The following is a 20,891-nucleotide window of genomic DNA, read 5'->3' on the forward strand; positions in this document are numbered from 1 at the left end:
GTCACTCACAGGCTGAAATCGAGCTGGAGCCACAGCTTGCGCGTATCGGTCGCGAAGCTGGCGGCGCGGTAATCGGCATATTTGATCAGGGCGGCGAGGTGCCTGGCCGGCTTGAAGCCGAGCTGCAGATCCCATTCCTCGCCATAAAGGCGCGCGTTCCGGTCGCTGTCGAAGCGGTGATAGGTCGCCTGGAGCGTCACCGTCGGTGCCTTGCCCAGCGCCAGCGCATAGCTGCCCCCGGCATAGAGGTCGCGGATGCCGTCGGCGGGCGTGACGAGGAACTTGTCCGCCCAGCCCTGGAACTTGTGGAGCGTGGCGAGCGGAGTCTGGAAGCTGGTGTTGACCAGCCCCTTGTCGGCACCGAGCACTTCATAGCCGCCGCTCAGCCCGAAGGCCTTCACCTGCAGCTGCCCCTCGGCCAGCCAGTAATCGGCGGCATAGCGATTGGGGTTGTCCCGCCAGTCCGACTGGCGGGCATAGCTGGCGGCGAGCGACAGCTTGGCCGGCCCCAGCGGCAGCGTGGTGGTCGCGCGGCCGCCATAGGTCTGGCTGGAAAATTGCCGCCGTCCGGTCGCGTCCTGGTCGATCAGATAGGCAAAGCCCTTGGCCGTCACCGGACCCAGCTTCACCGTCGCCCCGGCGAAGACATTGTCGCCGCCGATCCCGGCAATCGGGCTCTCCACACCGTAGATCGTGTGCGCCGCCCAGGCATAGGTCAGGTCGATCGCCACTGGCCCCAGCGCCTTGCTCTCGATGCGCACCGCATCGAAGGTCTGCTCGTTCTGCCGCCAGGCGACATTGCCGACGAAGCGCTGGTCATCGAGCGCGATGCGCTGGCGGCCGGCGGTGAAGACGCTGTCCTTCAGACCGCGATACTGGAGCTGGATCCGGTTGATCTCGACATTCTGGGGGTCGGCCACGGTGGGATAGGCGGTCCGCCCGTTGACGCTGCTGTTGTAGCGCTCGACCAGCGCCAGCGTGCCTTCGCTCTCGGCCAGTAGTGCGAAGTCGCCCTGCTTCAGCTCGAATCCGGCGCGGACGCGCAGCGTAAGTGCGTCGGCGTCCTTCGCGATCCCCGCCTGATCGACGCCCTCATAGCGAAGCCGGGCGTCGATCAGCGGCTTCATCTCCTGCGCCGCCGCCGGGGTAGCGGCGAGCGCGAAGGGGAGGAGCGCCAGGCTCCGCATCAGATCCGCACCCCCGCGGCCGCCGCCCAGCGCATCCGCCACTTGCCCTTGACGAAGGTCAGCGCGGCAAGGGCGCCCAGCGCCAGCATCGCGAAGATCAGGAAGCCGGGGCCGAAGCCGCCGGTCACCTGGCGGGCAAAGCCGAGCGAGGAGGCGAGGTAGAAGCCGCCGACGCCGCCGGCCATGCCGACCAGCCCGGTCAGGATGCCGATCTCCTTGCCGAAGCGCTGCGGCACCAGCTGGAACACCGCGCCATTGCCGGTGCCGAGCGCCAGCATCGCGATGACGAACAGGGTAAGTGCGACGCCGAGGCTGGCGGGCGAGGTGCTGACGCCGAGCAGCGCGATCGCCGCGACGATGTAGACGGCGGTGAGCGCCGCGACCCCGCCGACCCGGTCTGCCAGCGCGCCGCCGAGCGGGCGGACCAGCGATCCGGCGAACACACAGGCCGCGGTGCAATAGCCGGCGGTGATCGTGCTGAGCGCGAACTGGTCGCTGAAATAGATGGTCAGCGACGAGGCGAGGCCCGAGAAGCCGCCAAAGGTGACGCCGTAGAACAGCATGAACCACCAGGCATCGGCGGTCTTGAGCGGCTCGAGATAGGCGGCGAGCGGCTTGGGTGCGGGCTGGTTCGGCGCGTCCTTGGCGAGCACCACATAGACAACCAGCACGATCGCCAGCGGGATGCAGACCAGCCCGAGCACCGCGTTCCAGCCGAACGCCTTGGCTAGCATCGGCGCGAACAGCGCGGCGAGCACCGTGCCCGAATTGCCCATGCCGGCAATGCCCATCGCCTTGCCCTGATGCTCGGGCGGATACCAGCGGCTGGCCAGCGGCAGCGCCACCGCGAAGCTGGCGCCGGCGAAACCGAGCACGCCGCCCAGCGCCAGCGTGCCGGCGAAGCTGTGCACGCCCAGCCGCCAGGCGGTTAGCAGGCCGGCGATCACGATCACCTGTCCGATCACCCCGGTGCGCTTCGGCCCGATCCGGTCGGCAAGCAGGCCGACGAGCAGGCGCAGCACCGCGCCGGCGAGGGTGGGGGTCGCTACCATCAGGCCCTTCTGCGCCGGGCTCAGCCCGATATCCCGGGCAATCTCCGGCGCGAGCGGGCCGAGCAGCACCCAGACCATGAAGGCCAGGTCGAAATAGAGGAAGGCGGCGATCAGCGTCGGCGTGTGGCCGCTGCTCCAGAATGCCGACTTCGCCTTGCGCTCCGGGAAGCTGTCGATGTCGGCGCCCCCGCCGATCGCCTCGAAGCCTTCGCGCGCCAGTTCCGCGATCTTCATCCGCTCTGCCCTCCTGTGCCGCAGGCACGAAAAAAGCCACTGCCGATCTCCCGCGAGGGCGGGGATCGGACAGCGGCTTTGCTGAATTCCGGTGGATGCTCGCGCCTACGTCGCCGCGAAGATCCGATATGCGTCACCCGGCCATTCGGGCGACTCGCTTAAGCTGACGCGAAGTGGGTTTCTTCGCAAGTGCAAAAATTTCAGCTTTGTTTCAGTCCGCGCAAATAGGCCTCGAGGTCCTGCGGATCGAAGGCGCGGCCGTCGAAGAACCGGTCGGGCGCCAGGGTCAGGCTGCCTTCGTGCGAGGCGGCGGCGAGGGGGCTGGTCAGCGCGCCCTCCACCTTCATGCTCGCCCCAGGCATGGCGACGCCGCGCCCGGCCAGCGCGCTGCGGTAGAGATCGGAGCGGAACACGCCGGCCGCGGCGCGCTCGGCCTCGGGGCTGGGCTCGACCAGGTTCCAGCGGACGAACTGCGAATAGATCCACAGCGCCTGGCTGCGCCACGGGAAGTTCGCTGCACCGCGGTGGAAGACGGTGAAATTGGGCAGGTCGACCACGTCGCCGCCCTGCATCAGCGGCATCCGCCCGGCCAGCGCCTGGACGATCAGGTCGGCGGGCTGGCCGACATGGTCCGGGCGGGAGAGCAGGGTGGCCAGCTTCTGGCGGTTGGCCGGATCGTCGCACCAGGCGGCGGCGCGGTCGAGCGCGCGGAGCAGCCGGCCGAGCGTCTCGCCATTGGCTTCGGCCCAATCGGCGCGGGTGGCGAGCACCTTCTCGACGCCGCGCTGCCAGATGTTCACCCCGGCGGCGGCGATCTCGCCGATCCCCTCGGCCACCGCGACGCTGCTCCACGGCTCGCCGGCGATGAAACCGTCGATCTCGCCGAGACGCAGCGCCTGGACCATCAGCGAAGGCGGCAGCACGCGCAGCGTCACGTCGCGGTCGGGGTTCACGCCGGCATAGGCCAGCCAGTAGCGCAGCATCAGCGCATGGCTCGAATAGCGGTGGACGATGCCGATCACCGGCTTGCGGCGATGCAGCCCGATCGCGGCGGCGAAGTCGTGCGCGGTGGCGATCGGATCCTCGACCCGGTTGCGCGGATCGGGATCGAGCGCGGCGGCCAGCTCGGCGGATAGGGTCAGCGCATTGCCATTGTCGTTGAGCTTGAACGGCGCGGCGATCGCGCAGGGCGCCTGGCTCAACCCCAGGGTCACCGCCACGGCCAACGGGGCGAGCATGTGCGCGCACTGCACCTGGCCATAGACCAGCCGGTCGCGCACCGTCGCCCAGCTGGTGTCGCGCACCAGCGTCAGCGCGATGCCCTCGGCCTCGGCGAAGCCGCGTTCGCGCGCCACGATCAGCGGGGCGCTGTCGGTCAGCGGCAGGAAGGCGATCGAAAGCGGCGTCATCGCCCGTCTCCAAACAGGTCGGCGGCTGTGATCAGGGCTTCGGCGACCTCGACGATCCGCCGCCCCTGCTTCATCGCGGTGGTGCGCAGCAGCGCATAGGCCTCGGGCTCGCTCAGCCCGCGGCTCTGCATCAGGATCGCCTTGGCGCGGTCGAGCGTCTTGCGTTCGGCCAGCTCGGTGCGCGCGGCGTCCAGTTCAGTCTGCAGCCGGGAGAAGGCATTGAACCGCCGGATCGCCAGCTCGAGAACCGGTTTCACCCGGTCCTTCCGCAGCCCGTCGACGACATAGGCGGAGACGCCGGCATCGATCGCCGCGCCGATCATCCCGTCGTCGGACTGGTCGACGAACATCGCGATCGGCCGCGCCAGCGCGCGGCTCACCGCGAGCATCTCCTCCAGCGAATCGCGATTGGCGTTGCCGAGGTTCATCAGCACGACATCGGGCGCCATACGCTCGAGCCGCGCGACAAAGGCGCCGTGCGGGGGCACGACTTCGATCTCCTCGAAGCCGGCATCGCGCAGACCCTCCTCGAGGATCGTGGCGCGCAGCCCGCTGTCGTCGATGATGGCAATACGCAACGTCAGGTCCCCAAGCCTACGCGCGCGAGGCTAGGCCGGTCGCTTCACAGGTCAACGTTGCGGCAGTGCGTCACAGCGGGCAGGATTCGCCGCCGCTAGCCGGCGTGTCGCGCTCGGCGCGTTCACGCGGGGCCTTCGGCGCATCCAGCGCGAGAAGCTCTTCCCCCATCTCTTCCTCGATGCCCGTTTCGGTATGCGTCTTGTGGACGTGTCGTATCATCGTCGCCCATTGGCGGAATGAACCCATCTGCGACCCCTCGCTGAAGTTCTGGTAAGCGAGGGGTCATAACTTAAGTTTCGATGGGAAGTTGCGGGAAATAAATCCTTAACGCGCCGCGAATCACGTTTCTCAGTCGAGCACCGCCGCGACGAGCTGGCGGAAGGCATCGGCGCGGTGGCTCATCGCGTGCTTGGCGGCCGGCGCCATCTCGCCGAACGTCTCCTGATGGCCGTTGGGCAGGAACATCGGGTCATAGCCGAAGCCCTGATCGCCGCGCGGCGGCCAGACCAGAGTGCCGTCCACACGCCCCTCGAACCATTCGACATGCCCGTCGGGCCAGGCGAGCGCGAGCGCGCAGACGAAATGCGCGTCGCGGCTGGTCTCGGGCGGCAGCTTGGCGAGATTGTCCTCGACCAGCTGCATCGCGAGCCCGAAGTCCTTGCCCGGCCCCGCCCAGCGCGCCGAGAAGATGCCCGGATCGTTGTTCAGCGCCTCGACGCACAGGCCCGAATCATCGGCCAGCGCGGGCAGGCCGGACAGGTCGGCCGCCTGCAGCGCCTTCAGCTCGGCATTGGCGACGAAGGTCGTCCCCGTCTCCTCGGGCTCGGGCAGGTCGAGCTCGCCGGCCGAGACCGGCTCGATCCCATAGGGACCGAGCAGCTCGCGGATCTCGCGCACCTTGCCCTGGTTGTGGCTGGCGATCACCAGCTTGCCGGGCTGCAGCTTGCGGATCGCCTGGGGAGTTTCGCCTTCGCCGCTCATCCGATTGCCTTCAACTGTGCTTCGAAGATCTGGTTGCAGCCGATGCGGGCGAGGCGGAGCAGGCGGAGCAGCCCTTCCTCGTCATAGGTCGCGCCCTCGGCGGTCGCCTGCGCCTCGGCGATGTTGCCGTTGGAGAGCAGGACGAAATTGGCGTCGGCATCGGCGGCGCTGTCCTCGACATAGTCGAGGTCGAGCACCGGCGTGCCCTGGTGGATGCCGCAGGAGACCGCGGCGACCTGCGCGGTGATCGGGTCTTCCTTGATCAGCCCCTGCGCCATGAGCTTGTTCACCGCGATGCGCAGCGCGACGAACGCACCCGAGATCGCCGCGGTGCGGGTGCCGCCATCGGCCTGGATCACGTCGCAATCGAGGGTGATCTGGCGCTCGCCGAGCTTCTTGAGGTCGGTGACGGCGCGCAGGCTGCGACCGATCAGGCGCTGAATCTCCTGGGTGCGGCCCGACTGCTTGCCCTTGGCAGCCTCGCGCTGGCCGCGGGTGTGGGTGGCGCGGGGGAGCATGCCGTACTCGGCGGTCACCCAGCCTTCGCCCTTGCCCTTCAGCCAGGGCGGCAGCCGCTCCTCGACGCTGGCGGTGACGAGCACGCGGGTGTCCCCGAAGCTGATCAGCACCGAACCCTCGGCATGGCGGGTGAAATGGGGCTCGATCGTGATCGCACGCATCTCGTCGGGGGCGCGGCCGGAAGGGCGCATCTGCTTCAGTCTCCTGCAAGGTTTCGTGCGCCACGTAGACGGAACGGTCGGAACGCGCCAGTGTTGGCGGGCGATCCGTGTAGAGGGCCGTGGGGAGAACAGGGTATGCGTAGGCTTGCGATCATCGGACTTGGCGTGCTGGCGTTATCGGGCTGTGTGCGGCCGAGTGGCGAGCCGGCCGGCCCGGGCAAGCCGGTGGCGATCGAGAGCGATTCGATCCGCTACGAGACCGGCCCCTGCTATGGCCGCTGCCCGGTCTACGCCGTCACCGTGCGTCCCGACGGCACCGGAGTGTTCGAGGGCAAGCGCTTCACCGCGGTGACCGGCGAGCGGGCGTTCAAGCTCACCCCTGCGCAGTACGATGCCTTCGCCGCGAAGCTGGCGCCGTACCGCCCCGCGAGCGGGCAGGTCCGCTATGCCCCCGGCGAGAAGAATTGCGAGCCGGCGGTGACCGATGCCTCGAGCGTCGACGTCACCTGGACCCGCGCGATCGGCGACAGCCAGGGGCTGTATTTCTACTATGGCTGCCGCGCGGAGAAGAACCGCCCGCTCGGCCAGGCGCTCGGCGACGCGGTCGAGGGCCTCCCGATCCACGACCTGATCGGCGAGCGGCCCTGAGGCCAGTTTCGTCACCCCGGCCTTGTGCCGGGGTCCACTAGGCCGCGCATTCTGCGCTCCCGCCTCCTGTCCATGACTCGCCTCCCGGTGGACCCCGGCACAAGGCCGGGGTGACGGCAGAGGTTGGCGGGCGAGATGCGCGCGCTACATAGAGCGACATGACCACCCCGCCGATCCGCGAACTGACCGACCGCGCCCGCGACGTGTTTCGCATGGTGGTCGAGTCGTATCTGGACACCGGCACGCCGGTGGGGTCGCGGACGATCGCGCAGATCTCCGGACTCAACCTGTCGCCCGCCTCGATCCGCAACGTGATGCAGGACCTGGAGGAGCTGGGCCTGCTCGCCTCGCCGCACACCAGCGCGGGCCGCATGCCGACCGAGACCGGCCTGCGCCTATTCGTCGACGGCATGATGCAGGCGAGCGCGCCCTCGGCCGAGGAGCGCGCCGCGATCGAGCGCAACGCCGCCGAGCGCGGCCCGGTGGAGGAGGCGCTGGCCAACACCACCGCTGCGCTCTCCGGCCTCTCGGCCTGTGCCGGGCTGGTGCTGGTCCCCAAGGCCGAGCCGGTGCTGCGCCAGTTTGGCTTCGTGCCCTTGAGCCATGACCGCGCGCTCGCCGTGCTGGTCGGCGAGGACGGCTCGGTCGAGAATCGCGTGGTCGAGGTGCCCGGCGGCATGGATCCCACCGCCCTTCAGCGCGCCGCCAACTATCTCTCCGCCACCTTTGGCGGGCTGACGCTCAGCCAGGCCTTTGCCCGGGCGGAGCGCGAGCTCGGCGCGCAGCGCGCGGCACTCGACAGCGCGGCGGCGGCGCTGGTCGAGCGCGGGCTCGCCGTGTGGAGCGAGGATGGCGGCCGCCGCCCGGTGCTGATCGTGCGCGGCCAGGCCCGGCTGATCGACACCGCCGCGGCCGAGGATCTCGACAAGGTCAGCCAGCTGCTCGACCAGCTCGAAGGGCAGGAGGAGATCGCCCGGCTGCTCGATTCGGCACGCGAGGGCGAAGCGACGCGAATCTTCATTGGATCGGAAAACAAACTATTCGCGTTGTCGGGGTCGTCGGTGATCGCCAAGCCGGTGCGCGCGCTCGACGGCCGCGTGGTCGGCGTGGTGGGCGTGATCGGCCCGACTCGGTTGAACTATGCGCGCGTCGTCCCCATGGTGGATTTCACGGCGGCCACTTTGGCCCGACTACTGGCCTGAACAGGGAAATATGACGGAAGAATCGAAGGTGACGGACTCGGAAGACACGACGCTGCGTGCGGAAACCGCGGAAGGCGCGCCCGAAGTGGCCGAGCATGACCGCGCGGGCGAGCTCGAGGCGCAGCTCGCCGAGCTCAAGTCCGCGGTGCTCTATGCCCAGGCGGAGACGCAGAATGTCCGCCGCCGCGCCGAGAAGGAAGCGCAGGACGCCAAGACCTATGCCGCGACCGCGTTCGCGCGCGACGTGCTGTCGGTGGCGGACAATCTCACGCGCGCGCTGGCCGCGATTCCCGCGGAACTGAAGGACGACGAGAAGTTCAAGGGCCTGGTCACCGGCCTCGAGGCGACCGGCCGCGAGCTAGACTCGGTCTTCGCCCGCCACGGCATCTCCAAGATCGTCGCGCTGGGCGAGGCGCTCGATCCCAACCGCCACCAGGCGATGATGGAAATGCCGAGCGCTGATGCCGAGCCCGGCACGATCGTCGCCGAGATCCAGGCCGGCTACATGATCCGCGACCGCCTGCTGCGCCCGGCGCTGGTCGGCGTGGCGAAGAAGCCGGACTGATTCGGCGGACATCGCGAGATTAAGAGGCCGGGGGTAACTCCCCGGCCCTTTTTATGCGCTGATCCCTTCTTCTTCTTTCCCCGGCGACGGCGGGGGCCCAGACTTGAAAGTCACGCGCCTTGGCGCGTCTTCGCCGCGCACGCTGAGACTGGACCCCGGCCTTCGCCGGGGAAAGCCTATTTGTAGGGTAGCGCCCCCTAAACCCGCATCCCCGCGATCAGGATATCCACCAGCCGCCGCGCCGTATCCTGCCAGCCCGGCCCCGCGCTCGCCACGCCGGCGATTGCGCGCAGCAGGTCGATCGGGTCCATGTCGAGCCGGACCTCGCCGCTCGCCACCGCACGGCCGGTGAGCAGCGCGATCGCCTCGGGAGTACCGCTGTTGCAGGTGGCATAGAGCGCCGCGGTGCCGCCGGTGACCGATCCGAACACCGCCGCCATGCCATATTTGGTGCCGAGATAGTCGATGAACAGCAGCAGCCATTGGCGCAGCGCCTCGACCGGCGGATGCGCCTCGCTGAGGCGCGTCGCCGCGGCGGCAAGTTGCCCGGTCTCGTTGCGATAGACCGCCTCGATCAGTGCGTCGCGCGTCGGATAGTGGCGATAGAGCGTGCCGATGCCCACCCCGGCCTCGCGCGCGATCTCCTCCAGGCTCGCGCTCGGGCCCTTCTCGCCGAACACCGCCTTGGCCGTGTCGAGCAGCCGCAGCCGGTTGCGCTCGGCATCGGCGCGCGGCTTGCGGGAGGGGGAATCGACGGTTTCGATCACGCGCGTGCAAAGGTCCCTTGAAAAGCGGAGGATGCCTCCGTATTTATTTCCGGAGACGCCCTCCACTTAGTCTTTCCCAGGTCGCCGGGCAAGGGGCCCGCGGCCGGTGGAGCCGTGCGTCCGCGTGACGGAGACAGGCAATGACCCAGGTTTTCAATGCAGCTTCCACCACCGACGAAGTGCTCGCCGGCGTCGATCTGAGCGGCAAGCGCGTGCTTGTCACCGGCGTGTCCGCAGGCCTCGGCGTCGAGACCGCGCGGGTGCTGGCGGCGCATGGCGCGCAGGTGGTCGGTGCCGCCCGCGACCTCGCCAAGGCCGAGCGCGCGACCCAAATCGTCCGCGACCAGGCAGCGCATGGCGGAAGCCTCGAACTGATCGAGCTCGACCTCGCCTCGCTCGCCAGCGTGCGCGCTGCTGCCGACAGGCTCGTCGCCGACGGCCGCCAGTTCGATGTGGTGATCGCCAATGCCGGCGTGATGGCCACCCCGCTCGGTCAGACCGTCGATGGCTTCGAGACCCAGTTCGGCACCAACCATCTCGGCCATTTCGTCTTCGTCAATCGCATCGCGTCGCTGATCCGGGACGACGGCCGGCTGGTGAACCTCGCTTCCTCGGGCCACCGCTATTCGAACGTCGATCTCGAGGATCCGAATTTCGAGCACACCGCCTATGAGCCGATGGTCGCCTATGGCCGCTCGAAGACCGCTAACATCCTGTTCGCCGTCGAGTTCGACCGCCGCCACAAGGACCGCGGCGTCCGCGCCACCGCGCTCCACCCCGGCGGCATCCAGACCGAGCTTGGCCGCCATATCGGCGAGGAGACGCTCGAGCAGGTGATCGCCCGGATCAATGCCGAGCTTGCCGCGCAGGGCCAGCCACCCTTCCAGTGGAAGACCATCCCCCAGGGCGCCGCGACCACCGTCTGGGCCGGCTTCGTCGCTCCCGCGGAGGAAGTCGCCGCGCGCTATTGCGAGAATTGCCACGTCTCGCAGGTGACCGACGGCCTGATCAACCCGGTGAGCGAGGGCGTGCGCTCCTATGCGCTCGATCCGGAGAATGCCAAGGCGCTCTGGGCGAAGAGCGAGGAAATGGTCGGCGAGCGCTTCTAAGGGCAGCGCCACCGGCAATCCTCCCCCCGGCGGGGGAAGATTTCAATCCAGGCTCACCGTCATTCCAAACATGACGGCTTTTTCATTTGTAATCCGGGGGCGAGGGGACCATCTCGCCCTCGGATGCACAACCGTGCAGCCACAACCGCCAGCTCCGAGAATGGGGTCATGTCCAGCAACGACCATAGTCGATCGACCGTGCCGTCCAGGGCCGCCGCGCTGAGCTGATCCGCTCACCTCCTGCGCAGCCGCCCCGGGCGGCCGGTCGGCAGTGAGGTGTATTATGAACGCAGCCATCCGTTTCCTCGCGGATCTTCGCTTCTTCAGCGTGGGTCGCGATCCCCATGCGCTGTTCGACGAGCGGCAGACCTTCGGGCAGAAGCTCGCCGATCGGGTCGCCGCGGTCGGCGGCTCCTGGGGCTTCATCATCAGCTTCGGGCTGTTCCTCGGCGCCTGGGCGGTACTCAATACCGTCCTGCTCGGGGCGCATGCCTTCGATCCCTTCCCCTTCATCTTCCTCAACCTGATGCTGTCGATGCTCGCCGCGCTGCAGGCCCCGATCATCATGATGAGCCAGAACCGCCAGGCGGCGAAGGACCGGTTCGAGGCGCGGCTCGATTACGAGACCAATCTGCGCGCCGAGGCGCAGATCGACAGCCTGCACCACAAGATCGACCTGCTCACCGCCGAGATCGCGCGGCTTTCGCGGGTCGATTGAAAACTACGCTATTGCTAATCATTCGCAAATAACTCTATGGCGATCTCGGCCCGTGGATACCCCGCGGGCAGGGGATCGCCAGTGTACCAGTTCCTCGATCGCTCCGCCGGCCAGCTCTCCTATACGGACCAGCTGCTGCTCACCTCGATGCGGCAATGGGTGGCGACGATGCGCGCCGGGCGCTGCCCGTGCAGCGTGCTCGCCCCGGCCCTGCGCGGGCGCGGGCTCGTCGAGCTGCTCCCCGATCTCAACATGGCGATGCTGCTGATCGAGCGCGAGGCTTTGTCCCAACTTTGCTTCAAACCGCCCTTCGCGGCGGAAATAGGCGATGACGAGGCCTTGCTCCTTTCGCTGCATGCGCTAGCACGCGCGGGCGCGCAGCCGCGCGTCGACGCGGTCATCGAGCAGATCGTGAAACCCGAAGCGCGCCTTCCGCTTTCCGTGGCGGTGGCGCGTATCGCCGTTGCTTTCGCGCGTTGAAGGAAAAGTACGTTGCAGCGCACCGTGGAATTGGAAAGAGCCGACTTCGTGAATATGCATGCCCGCCCGCCCATCATCCTGCCCGAGCACCCCGCCTTCCAGACGGGCGCGGTACGCTGGGTGAAGCATTGGAACGAGCATCTGTTCAGCTTCGCGATCGAGCGGCCGGCCAGCTTCCGCTTCCGCGCCGGCGAGTTCGTGATGATCGGCCTGGAAGGCGAGGGCAAGCCGCTGATGCGCGCCTATTCGATCGCCAGCCCGACCTGGTCGGACGAGATCGAGTTCCTGTCGATCAAGGTCGAGAACGGCCCGCTCACCTCGCGCCTCCAGCTGATCCAGCCGGGCGACCAGGTCTATCTCGGCAAGAAGCCCACCGGCACACTGGTCGCCGACGCGCTGCTGCCCGGCAAGCGCCTCTTCATGCTGTCGACCGGCACCGGCCTGGCGCCCTTCCTCAGCATCGCCCGCGATCCGGACACCTATGACCGGTTCGAGCAGGTGGTGATCGTCCACTCGACCCGCCGGGTCAGCGACCTCGCCTATCATGACGAGCTGACCGCGCAGCTCGCCAACGATCCGCTGGTGGCGGACCAGGCGCTGCTCCAGTTCCACTATATCCCCACCGTGACGCGCGAGCCGTTCCGCACTTCGGGGCGTATCGGCCAGCTGATCGAGAATGGCTGGCTGTTCAAGGCGCCGGTCCAGGGCCATCCCGAGCTCAATCCCGAGACCGACCGCGTCATGCTCTGCGGCTCGAACGCGATGATCAAGGACTTCGCGCAGATGCTCGAGGGCCATGGCTTCTCGGAAGGCTCGAACGCCAACCCCGGCAGCTTCGTCCTGGAACGCGCCTTCGTCGGCTGACAATGGATGCCTCCCCCAGCTTGCTGGGGGAGGGGGACCGCTCGCGAAGCGAGTGGTGGTGGGGCCGTCGCGACAGCGACGGCCTTCTCGTATCTGCCCCTCCACCACCGGCCTGCGGCCGACGGTCCCCCTCCCCGAGACGAGCTCGGGGAGGAATTGAGCACGTGACGTATACGCCTCGGCGCCCTATCTCCCCCACATGTCCAGCCGCTTCGACAATGTCCCGAACCGCCGCGCGCTGATCGACCGGCGCGGCGTTGCCGAGCGGCTGCACGCGCTGCACGCCAAGGACGGCGCAAAGCTGCGCGCCGCCGGCACGAAGGAGCTCCGCGCCGCGCTCGACGCCGGCCGGGCCGAGATCGCCCGCCGCCTCGCCGAGCACCCCTCGCGCGGGCACGAGATCGCCGCCTCGGGCGCCTTCCTGATCGACCAGCTGCTCCGCCTGCTCTGGGACTTCACCGTCGAGCGGCTCCACCCCAATCCCAATCCCAGCGCGGCCGAGCGCATGGTGCTGATCGCGGTAGGCGGATACGGCCGCGGCGAGATGGCGCCGCATTCCGATATCGATATCGGCTTCATCACCCCGTGGAAGGTCACCGGCTGGTGCGAGCAGGTGATCGAATCGATGCTCTATTCCCTCTGGGACATGCAGCTGAAGGTCGGCCATTCGTCGCGCTCGCTCGACGAGATGGTGCGCCAGTCCAAGGCCGACGTCACCGTGCGCACCGCGCTGCTCGAGGCGCGCTATGTCTGGGGCGACACCAGCCTCTATGACGAGGCCGCGGCGCGCTTCAAGAACGAGGTCCAGGCCGATACCGCGCGCGCCTTCATCGCGGAGAAGCTCGCCGAGCGCGAGGCACGGCACAAGCGGATGGGCGACAGCCGTTATGTCGTCGAGCCCAATATCAAGGAGGGCAAGGGCGGCTTGCGCGACCTCCACACGCTCTTCTGGATCGGCAAATACGCCTACAACGTCCGCGAGACCGCCGAGCTGGTCGAGAAGGGGCTGCTCACCAAGCTCGAATATCGCCAGTTCCGCCGTGCCGAGAATTTCCTCTGGGCGGTGCGCTGCCACCTCCATCTGATCACCGGCCGCGCCGAGGACCGGCTGACCTTCGACGTCCAGCGCGAGATCGCGGAGCGGATGCGCTATGCCGACCGCCCCGGCATGTCGAAGGTCGAGCGCTTCATGCGCTTCTACTTCCTCCAGGCGAAGGGCGTGGGCGACCTGACAGGCGTGTTCCTCGCCCATCTCGACGAGAAGTTCGCCGCCCGCGGCTCGCGCTTCGGCTTCCCCCAGCTGTGGAGAAGACCTAGGAAACTCAAGGGCTTCACCCTGGATCGCGGCCGGCTGGCGATCCCCCGCGACGATTATTTCCGCGAGGATCCGGTCCGCCTGATCGAGCTGTTCCAGCTCGCCGACCTGCACAAGCTCGAGGTCCATCCGTTGGCGATGCGCGTCGCCGCCCGCGACGCCAAGCTGGTGGACGATGTTCGCGATGATCCGCGCGCCAACGCGCTGTTCCTCGACGTGCTGACGTCCCCGCGCGATCCCGAGACGGTGCTGCGCTGGATGAACGAGGCCGGCGTGTTCGGCCGCTTCGTGCCCGATTTCGGCCGCGTCGTCGCGCAGATGCAGTTCGACATGTACCACCACTACACGGTCGACGAGCATTCGATCCGGGCGATCGGCCTGCTCAGCCAGATCGAGAAGGGCGAGCTGCGCGACGATCACCCGCTCGGCACCAGCATCTTCAAGCAGATCGCCCAGCGCCGCGCGCTCTATGTCGCGGTGCTGCTCCACGACATCGCCAAGGGGCGCGGCGGCGATCATTCGATCCTGGGCGCGGAGGTCGCCGAGCGCCTCTGCCCGCGGCTCGGCATGAGCCCGGCCGAGACCGAGGCGGTCGCCTGGCTGGTGCGCTGGCACCTGATCATGTCCGCCACCGCCTTCAAGCGCGACCTGTCGGACTTCAAGACGATCCTCGACTTCGCCGGCCAGGTGCAGAGCCCCGAGCGGCTGCGCATGCTGCTGCTGCTCACTATCGTCGACATCCGCGCGGTGGGGCCGGGCGTGTGGAATGGCTGGAAGCGTCAGCTGCTCGCCGATCTCTATGACGGCACCGAGGAAGTGCTCCGCCTCGGCCACAAGCAGCGCGGCCGGACTGAGCGGATCGCGGCCAAGCAGCAGGAGCTGGCCGACATGCTCCGCTGGGACGAACCGCGCATGGCCGCGTTCAGGAAGCGGATGACCGAGAGCTACTGGATCGCCGAGCCGGCCGATGTGCTCGAGCGCAACGCGAAGCAGATCGACGCGGCGGGCGATGCCCAGCTCTCGGTCGAGGCGCAGGTCTATCCTGAGCGCGGCGCGACGCTGGTGACGGTCTATGCCGCCGACCATCCCGGCCTGTTCTACCGCATCGCCGGCGCGATCCATGTCGCTGGGGGCAACATCATCGACGCACGCATCCACACCACGCGCGACGGCATGGCGCTCGACAATTTCCTGATCCAGGATCCGCTCGGCCGCCCGTTCGACGAGGAAGCGCGGCTCAACCGGATCAAGACGACGATCGCCGATGCGCTGGCCAACCGGGCGAAGCTGCAGGATCGGCTCAAGGCCAAGCCGCTCGTCCGCCCGCGCGCTGAAGCGTTCGCGATCGAGCCGAACGTGCTGATCGACAACAACGCCTCGAACCGCTTCACCGTGGTCGAGATCAATGCGCGAGATCGTCCGGCGCTGCTGTTCCACCTCGCCTATGCGCTGTTCCAGTCGAAGGTGACGATCCACTCCGCGCATGTCGCCACCTATGGCGAGCGGGCGGTCGATACCTTCTACCTGACCGATCTGATCGGCGATAAGATCGAGGCCGGGTCGCGATTGAAGACGATCGAGCGCCGCTTGCTCGAAGCCGCGGCAGCTGACGGGACGGTGGCAGAGGCCGCCTGACGAAAGGGGATGACGATGCCGGTTGTGGGATTTGGAGGCTATTTCTTCCGGGCGCAGGATCCCGAGGGGCTCAAGGCCTGGTACGGCGAGGTGCTCGGCGTAGGCGGCGGCTTCGGTACGGACGAGAGCGGCCAGACCAGCCCCTGGTTCTGGCATCCCGAGCCTGGCCCGATCGTGTTCGAGCCGTTCAAGGCGACGACCGACTATTTCGCGCCGGACAAGAGCTGCATGCTCAACTTCCGGGTGCGCGATCTCGACAGCCTGCTCGAGCAGCTCAACGCCCGCGGCATCGAGATCGTGACGAAGGACGAATGGGACACGCCGGAAACCGGCCGCTTCGCCCGCATCCACGATCCCGAGGGCAACCCGATCGAACTGTGGGAGCCACCGGCGGCGTGATGGCGTCTCTGCTCATCGCGTTGCTTGTCCACGGTGTGCAGCCCGTCCCGGATGCGCATGGTTGGTGCGGTGCCAGCTATCCCGCCATGGGGGCTGAGAAAATCCTGGACACGATAAAGAGTGGTCAGCCTAGCGGTGGACCGCTTCACCTGGTGCGCTGGGATTTGCAGGCCCGCGCGAAGGCGCGGCTCGACAAGGTTCCGATGATCCCGCTCGATCGGAACGAGGCGGCTGCGCTGCTCGGCCCGGGTGATCGGTTGGTGACATCCGGTCCGATCCTCCTCGTTCGGGCCGGCTTGTTCGCTGGTGCTGACAGCGACGAAGGGTACGGTACGATCCTTCAGGCGCGTTACGGTGCGGAGGCCAGGCTTCTGCTCCTGGAAGGCTATCAGCTTACCAGTGCCGAGCCGAGCTACCGCAAGATCGCCGTGCTCATCGAGTTCGCGGAGCCGGTTGACCGGCTGGCCGTGTGGTGCACGGCGGACCGCTGATGGCGTGCGCTTGCAATGTAGGATTTTGCCTGCTTGGCTTGCGCGGCCGGTCCTGGTGACGGCTGCTCTTTGAATCTGTTGGAAAAATAGGATCACACCCGCGCAAGAATATTGCGGAATCCGCCATATGGCGCGCCGCGAAACTCTCCAGTGGTGTGACTTTAGTGAACTTCCGGCGTCGCGCCCGAGTCGCGTTGTAGGAAGCTGCTCAGCGCTTCTGCCACACCCGTACATAGTCGACGTCCATCCGCGCCGGGAACGCCGCGTCGTCGATGCCCTTCTGTCCGCCCCAGCCGCCCACGGCGACGTTGAGGATCAGGTACTGAGGCTTGTCGAACGGCCAGGCGGCGAGGTCGCCCTTGTGGTCGTTGTCGAAGCGCATGAAGGCACGGCCGTCCATGCCGATCAGGATGCGCTCGGCATTCCAGTCCAGCTGGTAGCTGTGGAAGGCGGTGCAGGCGTCCGGTACCAGCATGTTCGCGCCGCGCTGGGTGTGGGCGACATGGTTGTAGGTCTTGGTGTGGATCGTGCCATGGACGCGGCCGGGGTCCCAGCCGACATGCTCCATGATGTCGATCTCGCCCAGCGCCGGCCAGCCGGCCTTGCCGTCGGTGCCGAGCATCCAGATCGCCGGCCAGATGCCGCGGCCGCAGGGAAGCTTGGCGCGGACCTCGATGAAGCCATAGGTCCAGGAAGCGGGGCTGACGAGCTTGCCCGAGGCATAGTCCTGCCCGCCGAAATCGGGGCGGTCGGCCAGCCGCTCCTTGCGCGCCTCGATGACGAGATGGCCCTTCTCGACGCGGACATTCTCGCGGCGGTCGGCGGCGTAATATTGGAGCTCGTTATTGTACCAGCCTGCCTTGTTGCGGCTGGTGTCGTAGCGCCACTTCTTGGGGTTCGGGGCGCCGGACCGGTCGAACTCGTCAGCCCAGACCTGCTTGTAGCCGGCGGGAACCGCCATCGGCTCGCTGGTCTCGGAAGTGGTGGAAGAGGCAGCAGTGGTTTCCTGCGCCGCCACGGGCAGGGGAAGGGCGGCGAGGGCCGCGATGAGCAGCCCTCGCGCCTTGTGCATCACTTGGGCGCCAGCACCATCAGCATCTGGCGGCCTTCCATGCGCGGATAGCTCTCGACCTTGGCATCCTCGGCGCAATCCTCCTGGACGCGCTTCAGCAGGTTCATGCCGAGCTGGCCGTGCGAAAGCTCGCGGCCACGGAAGCGCAGGGTGATCTTCACCTTGTCGCCTTCGCCGATGAACTTGTGAACGGCCTTCATCTTCGTATCATAGTCATGATCGTCGATGTTCGGACGCATCTTGATCTCCTTGATCTCCTGCGTCTTCTGGCTCTTGCGGGCGAGGTTGGCCTTCTTCTGGGCCTCGTACTTGAACTTGCCGACATCGAGGAACTTGGCGACGGGCGGGTCCGCATTGGGGGACACTTCGACCAGGTCGAGCCCATGCTCCTGCGCCTGCTCGATCGCCTCGCGCGTGTACATCACGCCGAGATTCTCGCCCTCATGGTCGATCACACGGACCTTGGGCGACTGAATGAATTCGTTAAACCGCGGACCGTTCATCGGCGGTGCCACCATCGAGCGGCGATTCATGGGCGGACGTATACGACTTGCTCCTGTTGTTGCAGACTCGGCGTTTGGGCGGCTCAATAACGCAGGAAACGAAGCTTCGGTAGCCCGGCACCTGCATTTCCGCCGAAATTCCGCGCAGTGTGGCGCGGACGCACCGCAGATATCGGGACTCAGCCCGGATAACGCAAGTGGATGATCGGATAAGGCCGGCCCTGGGGGTCTCTTTCCGAGCGGCCGCTCACCTCGAAGCCGCGGGCGAGATAGAAGGGCAAGGCGTTGTCGGCCTGTTCGTTTGCATCGACCCGGGCATCGGGCGACAGGCTGAGCGCATGGGCGACCAGGGCACTGCCGAAGCCGCGGCCATGGGCGGCAGGATCGACGAACAGCGCGTCGATCATGTCGCCGTCGAGCGCGAGGAAGCCCTGCACCGTGCCGCTCTCGTCCTCGACCAGCCAGAGCGGGACATGCGGCAGGAACTGTTCGGCGACAATGGTATCGATCTCGGCGCGGTGCTCCGGGCTGAGGAAGTCATGCGTGGCATCGACAGCGGCACGCCAGATCGCCAGCGCCCGCGGCACATCGGCTTCGGTGCCCAGGCGGATACGGGCCATCAGCGGCGTCCCCAGAGGATGACGATGCAGCCGAGCACCGCCAGCGCGGCGCCTGCCAGGTCCCAGCGGGTGGGCGTCACCCGCTCGACCAGCACCAGCCAGCCGAGCGAGGCGAGGATGTAGATGCCGCCATAGGCGGCATAGGCCCGCCCGGCCGCATCGGCACTGCTCAGCGTGAGCAGCCAGGCGAACACGGCAAGCGACACGCCGCCGGGGACGAGCCACCAGCCGCTCTTGCCCAGCCGCAGCACCGCCCAGAAGGCGAAGCAACCCGCGATCTCCGCCAGCGCGGCGCCGGCATAGATCGCGAGCGTTGCCGGGTTCACGCCAGGTCGGGCGGAGTCGCCTCGGCCACCAGCTTGGCGACGACCTCGTCGAGGCTGAGCATCTGCTGGCCCTGCGAGCCGAGCACGCGCAGCGCCACGGTGCCTTCCTCGGCCTCGCGCTTGCCGACGACCAGCAGGTTGGGGACCTTGGCCACCGAATGCTCGCGGACCTTGTAGTTGATCTTCTCGTTGCGAAGATCGGTCTCGACGCGGATGCCGACAGCCTGGAGCTTCTTCGCGACTTCCTTCGCATAGTCGTCGGCGTCCGAGACGATCGTCGCGACCACGGCCTGGGTCGGCGCGAGCCAGGTCGGCAGCTTGCCGGCGAAATGCTCGATCAGGATGCCGATGAAGCGCTCGTACGAGCCGAAGATCGCGCGGTGGAGCATCACCGGGCGGTGACGCTCACCATCCTCAGCGACGTACGACGCATCGAGGCGCTCGGGCAGCACGCGGTCCGACTGGATCGTGCCGACCTGCCAGGTGCGGCCGATCGCGTCGGTCAGGTGCCATTCCAGCTTCGGCGCGTAGAAGGCGCCTTCGCCGGGCAGCTCTTCCCAGCCATATTCCTCGGTCGCCATGCCGGCACGGACCACGGCGTCGCGCAGCTCGGTCTCGGCCTGGTCCCACATCTCTTCGGTGCCGAAGCGATTGTCGGGGCGCAGCGCCAGCTTGATCGAATAGTTGAAGCCGAAATCCTTGTAGACGCGGTCGGCGAGGCGGCAGAAATCCTGCACCTCATCGACGATCTGGTCCTCGCGGCAGAAGATATGGCCGTCGTCCTGGGTGAACTGGCGGACGCGCATCAGCCCGTGCAGCGCGCCATGCGGCTCGTTGCGGTGGCAGCAGCCATTCTCGACCAGGCGCAGCGGCAGGTCGCGATACGACTTGATGCCCTGCTTGAAGATCAGGATGTGCGCGGGGCAGTTCATCGGCTTGAGCGCCATCCACTGCACGTCTTCCGACACCATCGGACCTTCGTCCTCGATGTTCGGCGTCTCGTCGGGGATGACGAACATGTTCTCGCGGTACTTGCCCCAGTGGCCGGACTGCTCCCACTGGCGCGCGTCCATCACCTGCGGCGTCTTCACTTCCTTGCTGCCCGCGCCGTTCACCGCGCGGCGCATGTAATCCTCGAGCGCGCGGTAGATGACATAGCCGTTCGGATGCCAGAACACGCTGCCATGCGCTTCCTGCTGGAGGTGGAACAGGTCCATCTCCTGGCCGAGCTTGCGGTGGTCGCGCTTGGCGGCCTCCTCGAGGCGCATCATGTGCTCGTCGAGCTGCTTCTTGTTGAGCCAGCCCGTGCCGTAGATGCGCGAGAGCATCGCGTTCTTCTGGTCGCCGCGCCAATAGGCGCCCGAGACGCGGGTCAGCTTGAAGGCGTTGGGATCGACCTTGCCGGTGGAGGCGAGGTGCGGGCCGCGGCACATGTCGAGCCAGGCGTCCTCGCCCTTGCCGGCGCGATAGACGGTCAGTTCCTCGCCCTCGGGCAGTTCCTGCGCCCATTCGGCCTTGAAGGTCTCGCCCTGCTTCGTCCAGCGATCGATCAGCTGCTGGCGCGACCAGACCTCGCGGATCAGCGGCTCGTTCTTGCCGATGATCTTGCGCATCTCGGCTTCGATTGCCGGCAGGTCCTCGTCGGTGAACGGACGGTCCTTGGGAGCGAAGTCGTAATAGAAGCCGTCATCGGTCGCCGGGCCGAAGGTGATCTGTGTGCCGGGGAAGAGGTTCTGCACTGCCTCCGCCAGGATATGCGCGAAGTCGTGGCGCGCGAGCTCGAGCGCGTCCTTCTCGTCCTTTGCGGTGACCAGCGCGAGCTGGGCGTCGCCCTCGAACGGCCGGCCGATGTCGCGCAACTCGCCATCGACGCGCGCGGCGATCGCCGCCTTGGCCAGGCCCGGACCGATCGCCGCGGCGATGTCCGCCGGGGTAGTCCCCGGGGCTACCTCGCGGACGGAACCGTCGGGCAGCGTAATGCGGAACATCTCGGACACGGGTTTGACTTTCGTGAAGGGTTGGTCGGAGCGCGGCTTATGCCTTCGCGGGCGCGAT

The 20,891-nt window shown here is 67.5% G+C and carries 23 protein-coding genes; 10 read left to right on the forward strand and 13 right to left on the reverse strand.

Features of this window, described 5'->3' with window-relative positions; all coding sequences use genetic code 11:
* Window positions 1–5 precede the first annotated feature (5 nt).
* The 7 genes from ACEN8G_RS02765 to rph all read right to left on the reverse strand — a co-directional run bounded on the left by ACEN8G_RS02765 (window position 6) and on the right by rph (window position 6,152).
* Window positions 6–1,187, reverse strand: coding sequence for an alginate export family protein (locus ACEN8G_RS02765; RefSeq protein ID WP_413416849.1), 1,182 nt, complete (start codon window positions 1,185–1,187; stop codon window positions 6–8).
* Window positions 1,187–2,473: a nitrate/nitrite transporter gene (locus tag ACEN8G_RS02770; RefSeq protein WP_413416851.1), complete on the reverse strand. Its 1,287-nt coding sequence runs from the start codon at window positions 2,471–2,473 to the stop codon at window positions 1,187–1,189. Before ACEN8G_RS02770 ends, ACEN8G_RS02765 begins: the two co-directional genes overlap by 1 nt.
* Window positions 2,474–2,673: 200 nt before the next feature.
* Window positions 2,674–3,882, reverse strand: a complete 1,209-nt coding sequence (locus tag ACEN8G_RS02775; RefSeq protein ID WP_413416853.1) for a CmpA/NrtA family ABC transporter substrate-binding protein — start codon at window positions 3,880–3,882, stop codon at window positions 2,674–2,676.
* Window positions 3,879–4,460 carry an ANTAR domain-containing response regulator gene (locus ACEN8G_RS02780; RefSeq protein WP_184000787.1) on the reverse strand — a complete coding sequence of 194 codons (582 nt, stop codon included), beginning with the start codon at window positions 4,458–4,460 and terminating at the stop codon, window positions 3,879–3,881. The genes ACEN8G_RS02775 and ACEN8G_RS02780 overlap by 4 nt, the downstream gene beginning before the upstream one ends.
* 70 nt (window positions 4,461–4,530) lie before the next feature.
* Window positions 4,531–4,707, reverse strand: a complete 177-nt coding sequence (locus ACEN8G_RS02785) for a hypothetical protein (RefSeq protein ID WP_413416856.1) — start codon at window positions 4,705–4,707, stop codon at window positions 4,531–4,533.
* A 102-nt stretch (window positions 4,708–4,809) separates the two neighbouring features.
* Window positions 4,810–5,442, reverse strand: coding sequence for an RdgB/HAM1 family non-canonical purine NTP pyrophosphatase (gene rdgB, locus ACEN8G_RS02790; RefSeq protein WP_413416858.1), 633 nt, complete (start codon window positions 5,440–5,442; stop codon window positions 4,810–4,812).
* Window positions 5,439–6,152 (reverse strand): ribonuclease PH, encoded by a 714-nt coding sequence (gene rph, locus ACEN8G_RS02795; RefSeq protein ID WP_413416860.1) that lies wholly within the window; start codon window positions 6,150–6,152, stop codon window positions 5,439–5,441. Before rph ends, rdgB begins: the two co-directional genes overlap by 4 nt.
* Window positions 6,153–6,257: 105 nt before the next feature.
* Here rph and ACEN8G_RS02800 point away from each other — a divergent pair, with 105 nt between their 5' ends.
* The 3 genes from ACEN8G_RS02800 (at window position 6,258) to grpE (ending at window position 8,537) form a co-directional block, all read left to right on the forward strand.
* Window positions 6,258–6,770, forward strand: a complete 513-nt coding sequence (locus ACEN8G_RS02800) for a DUF6438 domain-containing protein (protein ID WP_413416862.1) — start codon at window positions 6,258–6,260, stop codon at window positions 6,768–6,770.
* Window positions 6,771–6,928: 158 nt separating this feature from the next.
* Window positions 6,929–7,972 carry a heat-inducible transcriptional repressor HrcA gene (gene hrcA, locus ACEN8G_RS02805; protein ID WP_413416864.1) on the forward strand — a complete coding sequence of 348 codons (1,044 nt, stop codon included), beginning with the start codon at window positions 6,929–6,931 and terminating at the stop codon, window positions 7,970–7,972.
* A 10-nt stretch (window positions 7,973–7,982) separates the two neighbouring features.
* The gene (gene grpE, locus ACEN8G_RS02810) at window positions 7,983–8,537 is read left to right on the forward strand and encodes a nucleotide exchange factor GrpE (RefSeq protein WP_413416866.1); all 555 of its coding nucleotides are present in this window, start codon (window positions 7,983–7,985) and stop codon (window positions 8,535–8,537) included.
* 197 nt (window positions 8,538–8,734) lie between these two features.
* Here the strand turns inward: grpE and ACEN8G_RS02815 are convergent, their stop codons facing one another.
* Window positions 8,735–9,304: a TetR/AcrR family transcriptional regulator gene (locus tag ACEN8G_RS02815; protein ID WP_413416868.1), complete on the reverse strand. Its 570-nt coding sequence runs from the start codon at window positions 9,302–9,304 to the stop codon at window positions 8,735–8,737.
* 140 nt (window positions 9,305–9,444) lie between these two features.
* Here ACEN8G_RS02815 and ACEN8G_RS02820 point away from each other — a divergent pair, with 140 nt between their 5' ends.
* The 7 genes from ACEN8G_RS02820 (at window position 9,445) to ACEN8G_RS02850 (ending at window position 16,315) form a co-directional block, all read left to right on the forward strand.
* Window positions 9,445–10,413 (forward strand): SDR family NAD(P)-dependent oxidoreductase, encoded by a 969-nt coding sequence (locus ACEN8G_RS02820; RefSeq protein ID WP_413416870.1) that lies wholly within the window; start codon window positions 9,445–9,447, stop codon window positions 10,411–10,413.
* 283 nt (window positions 10,414–10,696) lie between these two features.
* Complete coding sequence (locus ACEN8G_RS02825) at window positions 10,697–11,131, forward strand: DUF1003 domain-containing protein (RefSeq protein WP_184000796.1); 435 nt, start codon at window positions 10,697–10,699, stop codon at window positions 11,129–11,131.
* 81 nt (window positions 11,132–11,212) lie between these two features.
* Window positions 11,213–11,611, forward strand: coding sequence for a hypothetical protein (locus ACEN8G_RS02830; RefSeq protein ID WP_413416872.1), 399 nt, complete (start codon window positions 11,213–11,215; stop codon window positions 11,609–11,611).
* A 54-nt stretch (window positions 11,612–11,665) separates the two neighbouring features.
* Window positions 11,666–12,475 (forward strand): ferredoxin--NADP reductase, encoded by an 810-nt coding sequence (locus ACEN8G_RS02835; RefSeq protein WP_413416874.1) that lies wholly within the window; start codon window positions 11,666–11,668, stop codon window positions 12,473–12,475.
* 199 nt (window positions 12,476–12,674) lie between these two features.
* Window positions 12,675–15,425, forward strand: coding sequence for a [protein-PII] uridylyltransferase (locus ACEN8G_RS02840; protein ID WP_413415243.1), 2,751 nt, complete (start codon window positions 12,675–12,677; stop codon window positions 15,423–15,425).
* A gap of 15 nt (window positions 15,426–15,440) precedes the next feature.
* Window positions 15,441–15,824, forward strand: coding sequence for a VOC family protein (locus tag ACEN8G_RS02845; protein WP_413415244.1), 384 nt, complete (start codon window positions 15,441–15,443; stop codon window positions 15,822–15,824).
* On the forward strand, window positions 15,824–16,315 hold the full coding sequence (locus ACEN8G_RS02850; protein ID WP_413415245.1) for a hypothetical protein: 492 nt from the start codon (window positions 15,824–15,826) through the stop codon (window positions 16,313–16,315). Before ACEN8G_RS02845 ends, ACEN8G_RS02850 begins: the two co-directional genes overlap by 1 nt.
* A 208-nt stretch (window positions 16,316–16,523) precedes the next feature.
* On the opposite strand, the gene ACEN8G_RS02855 is transcribed toward ACEN8G_RS02850, so the two are convergent.
* The 5 genes from ACEN8G_RS02855 to thrS all read right to left on the reverse strand — a co-directional run bounded on the left by ACEN8G_RS02855 (window position 16,524) and on the right by thrS (window position 20,824).
* Window positions 16,524–17,387, reverse strand: coding sequence for a family 16 glycosylhydrolase (locus ACEN8G_RS02855; RefSeq protein ID WP_413415246.1), 864 nt, complete (start codon window positions 17,385–17,387; stop codon window positions 16,524–16,526).
* Window positions 17,387–17,920 (reverse strand): translation initiation factor IF-3, encoded by a 534-nt coding sequence (gene infC, locus ACEN8G_RS02860; RefSeq protein WP_116838799.1) that lies wholly within the window; start codon window positions 17,918–17,920, stop codon window positions 17,387–17,389. Before infC ends, ACEN8G_RS02855 begins: the two co-directional genes overlap by 1 nt.
* A 149-nt stretch (window positions 17,921–18,069) precedes the next feature.
* Entirely contained in the window at window positions 18,070–18,510 is a 441-nt protein-coding gene (locus tag ACEN8G_RS02865; protein ID WP_413415247.1) for an acetyltransferase, read from the reverse strand.
* A complete protein-coding gene (locus tag ACEN8G_RS02870; RefSeq protein WP_413415248.1) occupies window positions 18,510–18,836 on the reverse strand; it encodes a YnfA family protein in 327 nt (108 codons plus the stop codon). Before ACEN8G_RS02870 ends, ACEN8G_RS02865 begins: the two co-directional genes overlap by 1 nt.
* Complete coding sequence (gene thrS, locus ACEN8G_RS02875; RefSeq protein WP_413415280.1) at window positions 18,833–20,824, reverse strand: threonine--tRNA ligase; 1,992 nt, start codon at window positions 20,822–20,824, stop codon at window positions 18,833–18,835. The genes ACEN8G_RS02870 and thrS overlap by 4 nt, the downstream gene beginning before the upstream one ends.
* Between the last annotated feature and the right edge of the window lie 67 nt (window positions 20,825–20,891).

The organism is Sphingomonas sp. Sphisp66, from assembly GCF_047324325.1.
GTDB lineage: Bacteria > Pseudomonadota > Alphaproteobacteria > Sphingomonadales > Sphingomonadaceae > Sphingomonas.

Bases quoted from the DNA above. Each gene is read 5' to 3' on its own strand.
- grpE (WP_413416866.1), top strand. From the start codon at position 7,983: ATGACGGAAGAATCGAAGGTGACGGACTCGGAAGACACGACGCTGCGT.
- ACEN8G_RS02800 (WP_413416862.1), top strand. From the start codon at position 6,258: ATGCGTAGGCTTGCGATCATCGGACTTGGCGTGCTGGCGTTATCGGGC.
- ACEN8G_RS02850 (WP_413415245.1), top strand. From the start codon at position 15,824: ATGGCGTCTCTGCTCATCGCGTTGCTTGTCCACGGTGTGCAGCCCGTC.
- rph (WP_413416860.1), bottom strand. From the start codon at position 6,152: ATGCGCCCTTCCGGCCGCGCCCCCGACGAGATGCGTGCGATCACGATC.
- ACEN8G_RS02840 (WP_413415243.1), top strand. From the start codon at position 12,675: ATGTCCAGCCGCTTCGACAATGTCCCGAACCGCCGCGCGCTGATCGAC.
- ACEN8G_RS02770 (WP_413416851.1), bottom strand. From the start codon at position 2,473: ATGAAGATCGCGGAACTGGCGCGCGAAGGCTTCGAGGCGATCGGCGGG.
- ACEN8G_RS02825 (WP_184000796.1), top strand. From the start codon at position 10,697: ATGAACGCAGCCATCCGTTTCCTCGCGGATCTTCGCTTCTTCAGCGTG.
- ACEN8G_RS02865 (WP_413415247.1), bottom strand. From the start codon at position 18,510: ATGGCCCGTATCCGCCTGGGCACCGAAGCCGATGTGCCGCGGGCGCTG.
- hrcA (WP_413416864.1), top strand. From the start codon at position 6,929: ATGACCACCCCGCCGATCCGCGAACTGACCGACCGCGCCCGCGACGTG.
- thrS (WP_413415280.1), bottom strand. From the start codon at position 20,824: ATGTTCCGCATTACGCTGCCCGACGGTTCCGTCCGCGAGGTAGCCCCG.
- ACEN8G_RS02785 (WP_413416856.1), bottom strand. From the start codon at position 4,707: ATGGGTTCATTCCGCCAATGGGCGACGATGATACGACACGTCCACAAG.
- ACEN8G_RS02835 (WP_413416874.1), top strand. From the start codon at position 11,666: ATGCATGCCCGCCCGCCCATCATCCTGCCCGAGCACCCCGCCTTCCAG.
- infC (WP_116838799.1), bottom strand. From the start codon at position 17,920: ATGAATCGCCGCTCGATGGTGGCACCGCCGATGAACGGTCCGCGGTTT.
- ACEN8G_RS02845 (WP_413415244.1), top strand. From the start codon at position 15,441: ATGCCGGTTGTGGGATTTGGAGGCTATTTCTTCCGGGCGCAGGATCCC.
- ACEN8G_RS02820 (WP_413416870.1), top strand. From the start codon at position 9,445: ATGACCCAGGTTTTCAATGCAGCTTCCACCACCGACGAAGTGCTCGCC.
- rdgB (WP_413416858.1), bottom strand. From the start codon at position 5,442: ATGAGCGGCGAAGGCGAAACTCCCCAGGCGATCCGCAAGCTGCAGCCC.
- ACEN8G_RS02775 (WP_413416853.1), bottom strand. From the start codon at position 3,882: ATGACGCCGCTTTCGATCGCCTTCCTGCCGCTGACCGACAGCGCCCCG.
- ACEN8G_RS02855 (WP_413415246.1), bottom strand. From the start codon at position 17,387: ATGCACAAGGCGCGAGGGCTGCTCATCGCGGCCCTCGCCGCCCTTCCC.
- ACEN8G_RS02765 (WP_413416849.1), bottom strand. From the start codon at position 1,187: ATGCGGAGCCTGGCGCTCCTCCCCTTCGCGCTCGCCGCTACCCCGGCG.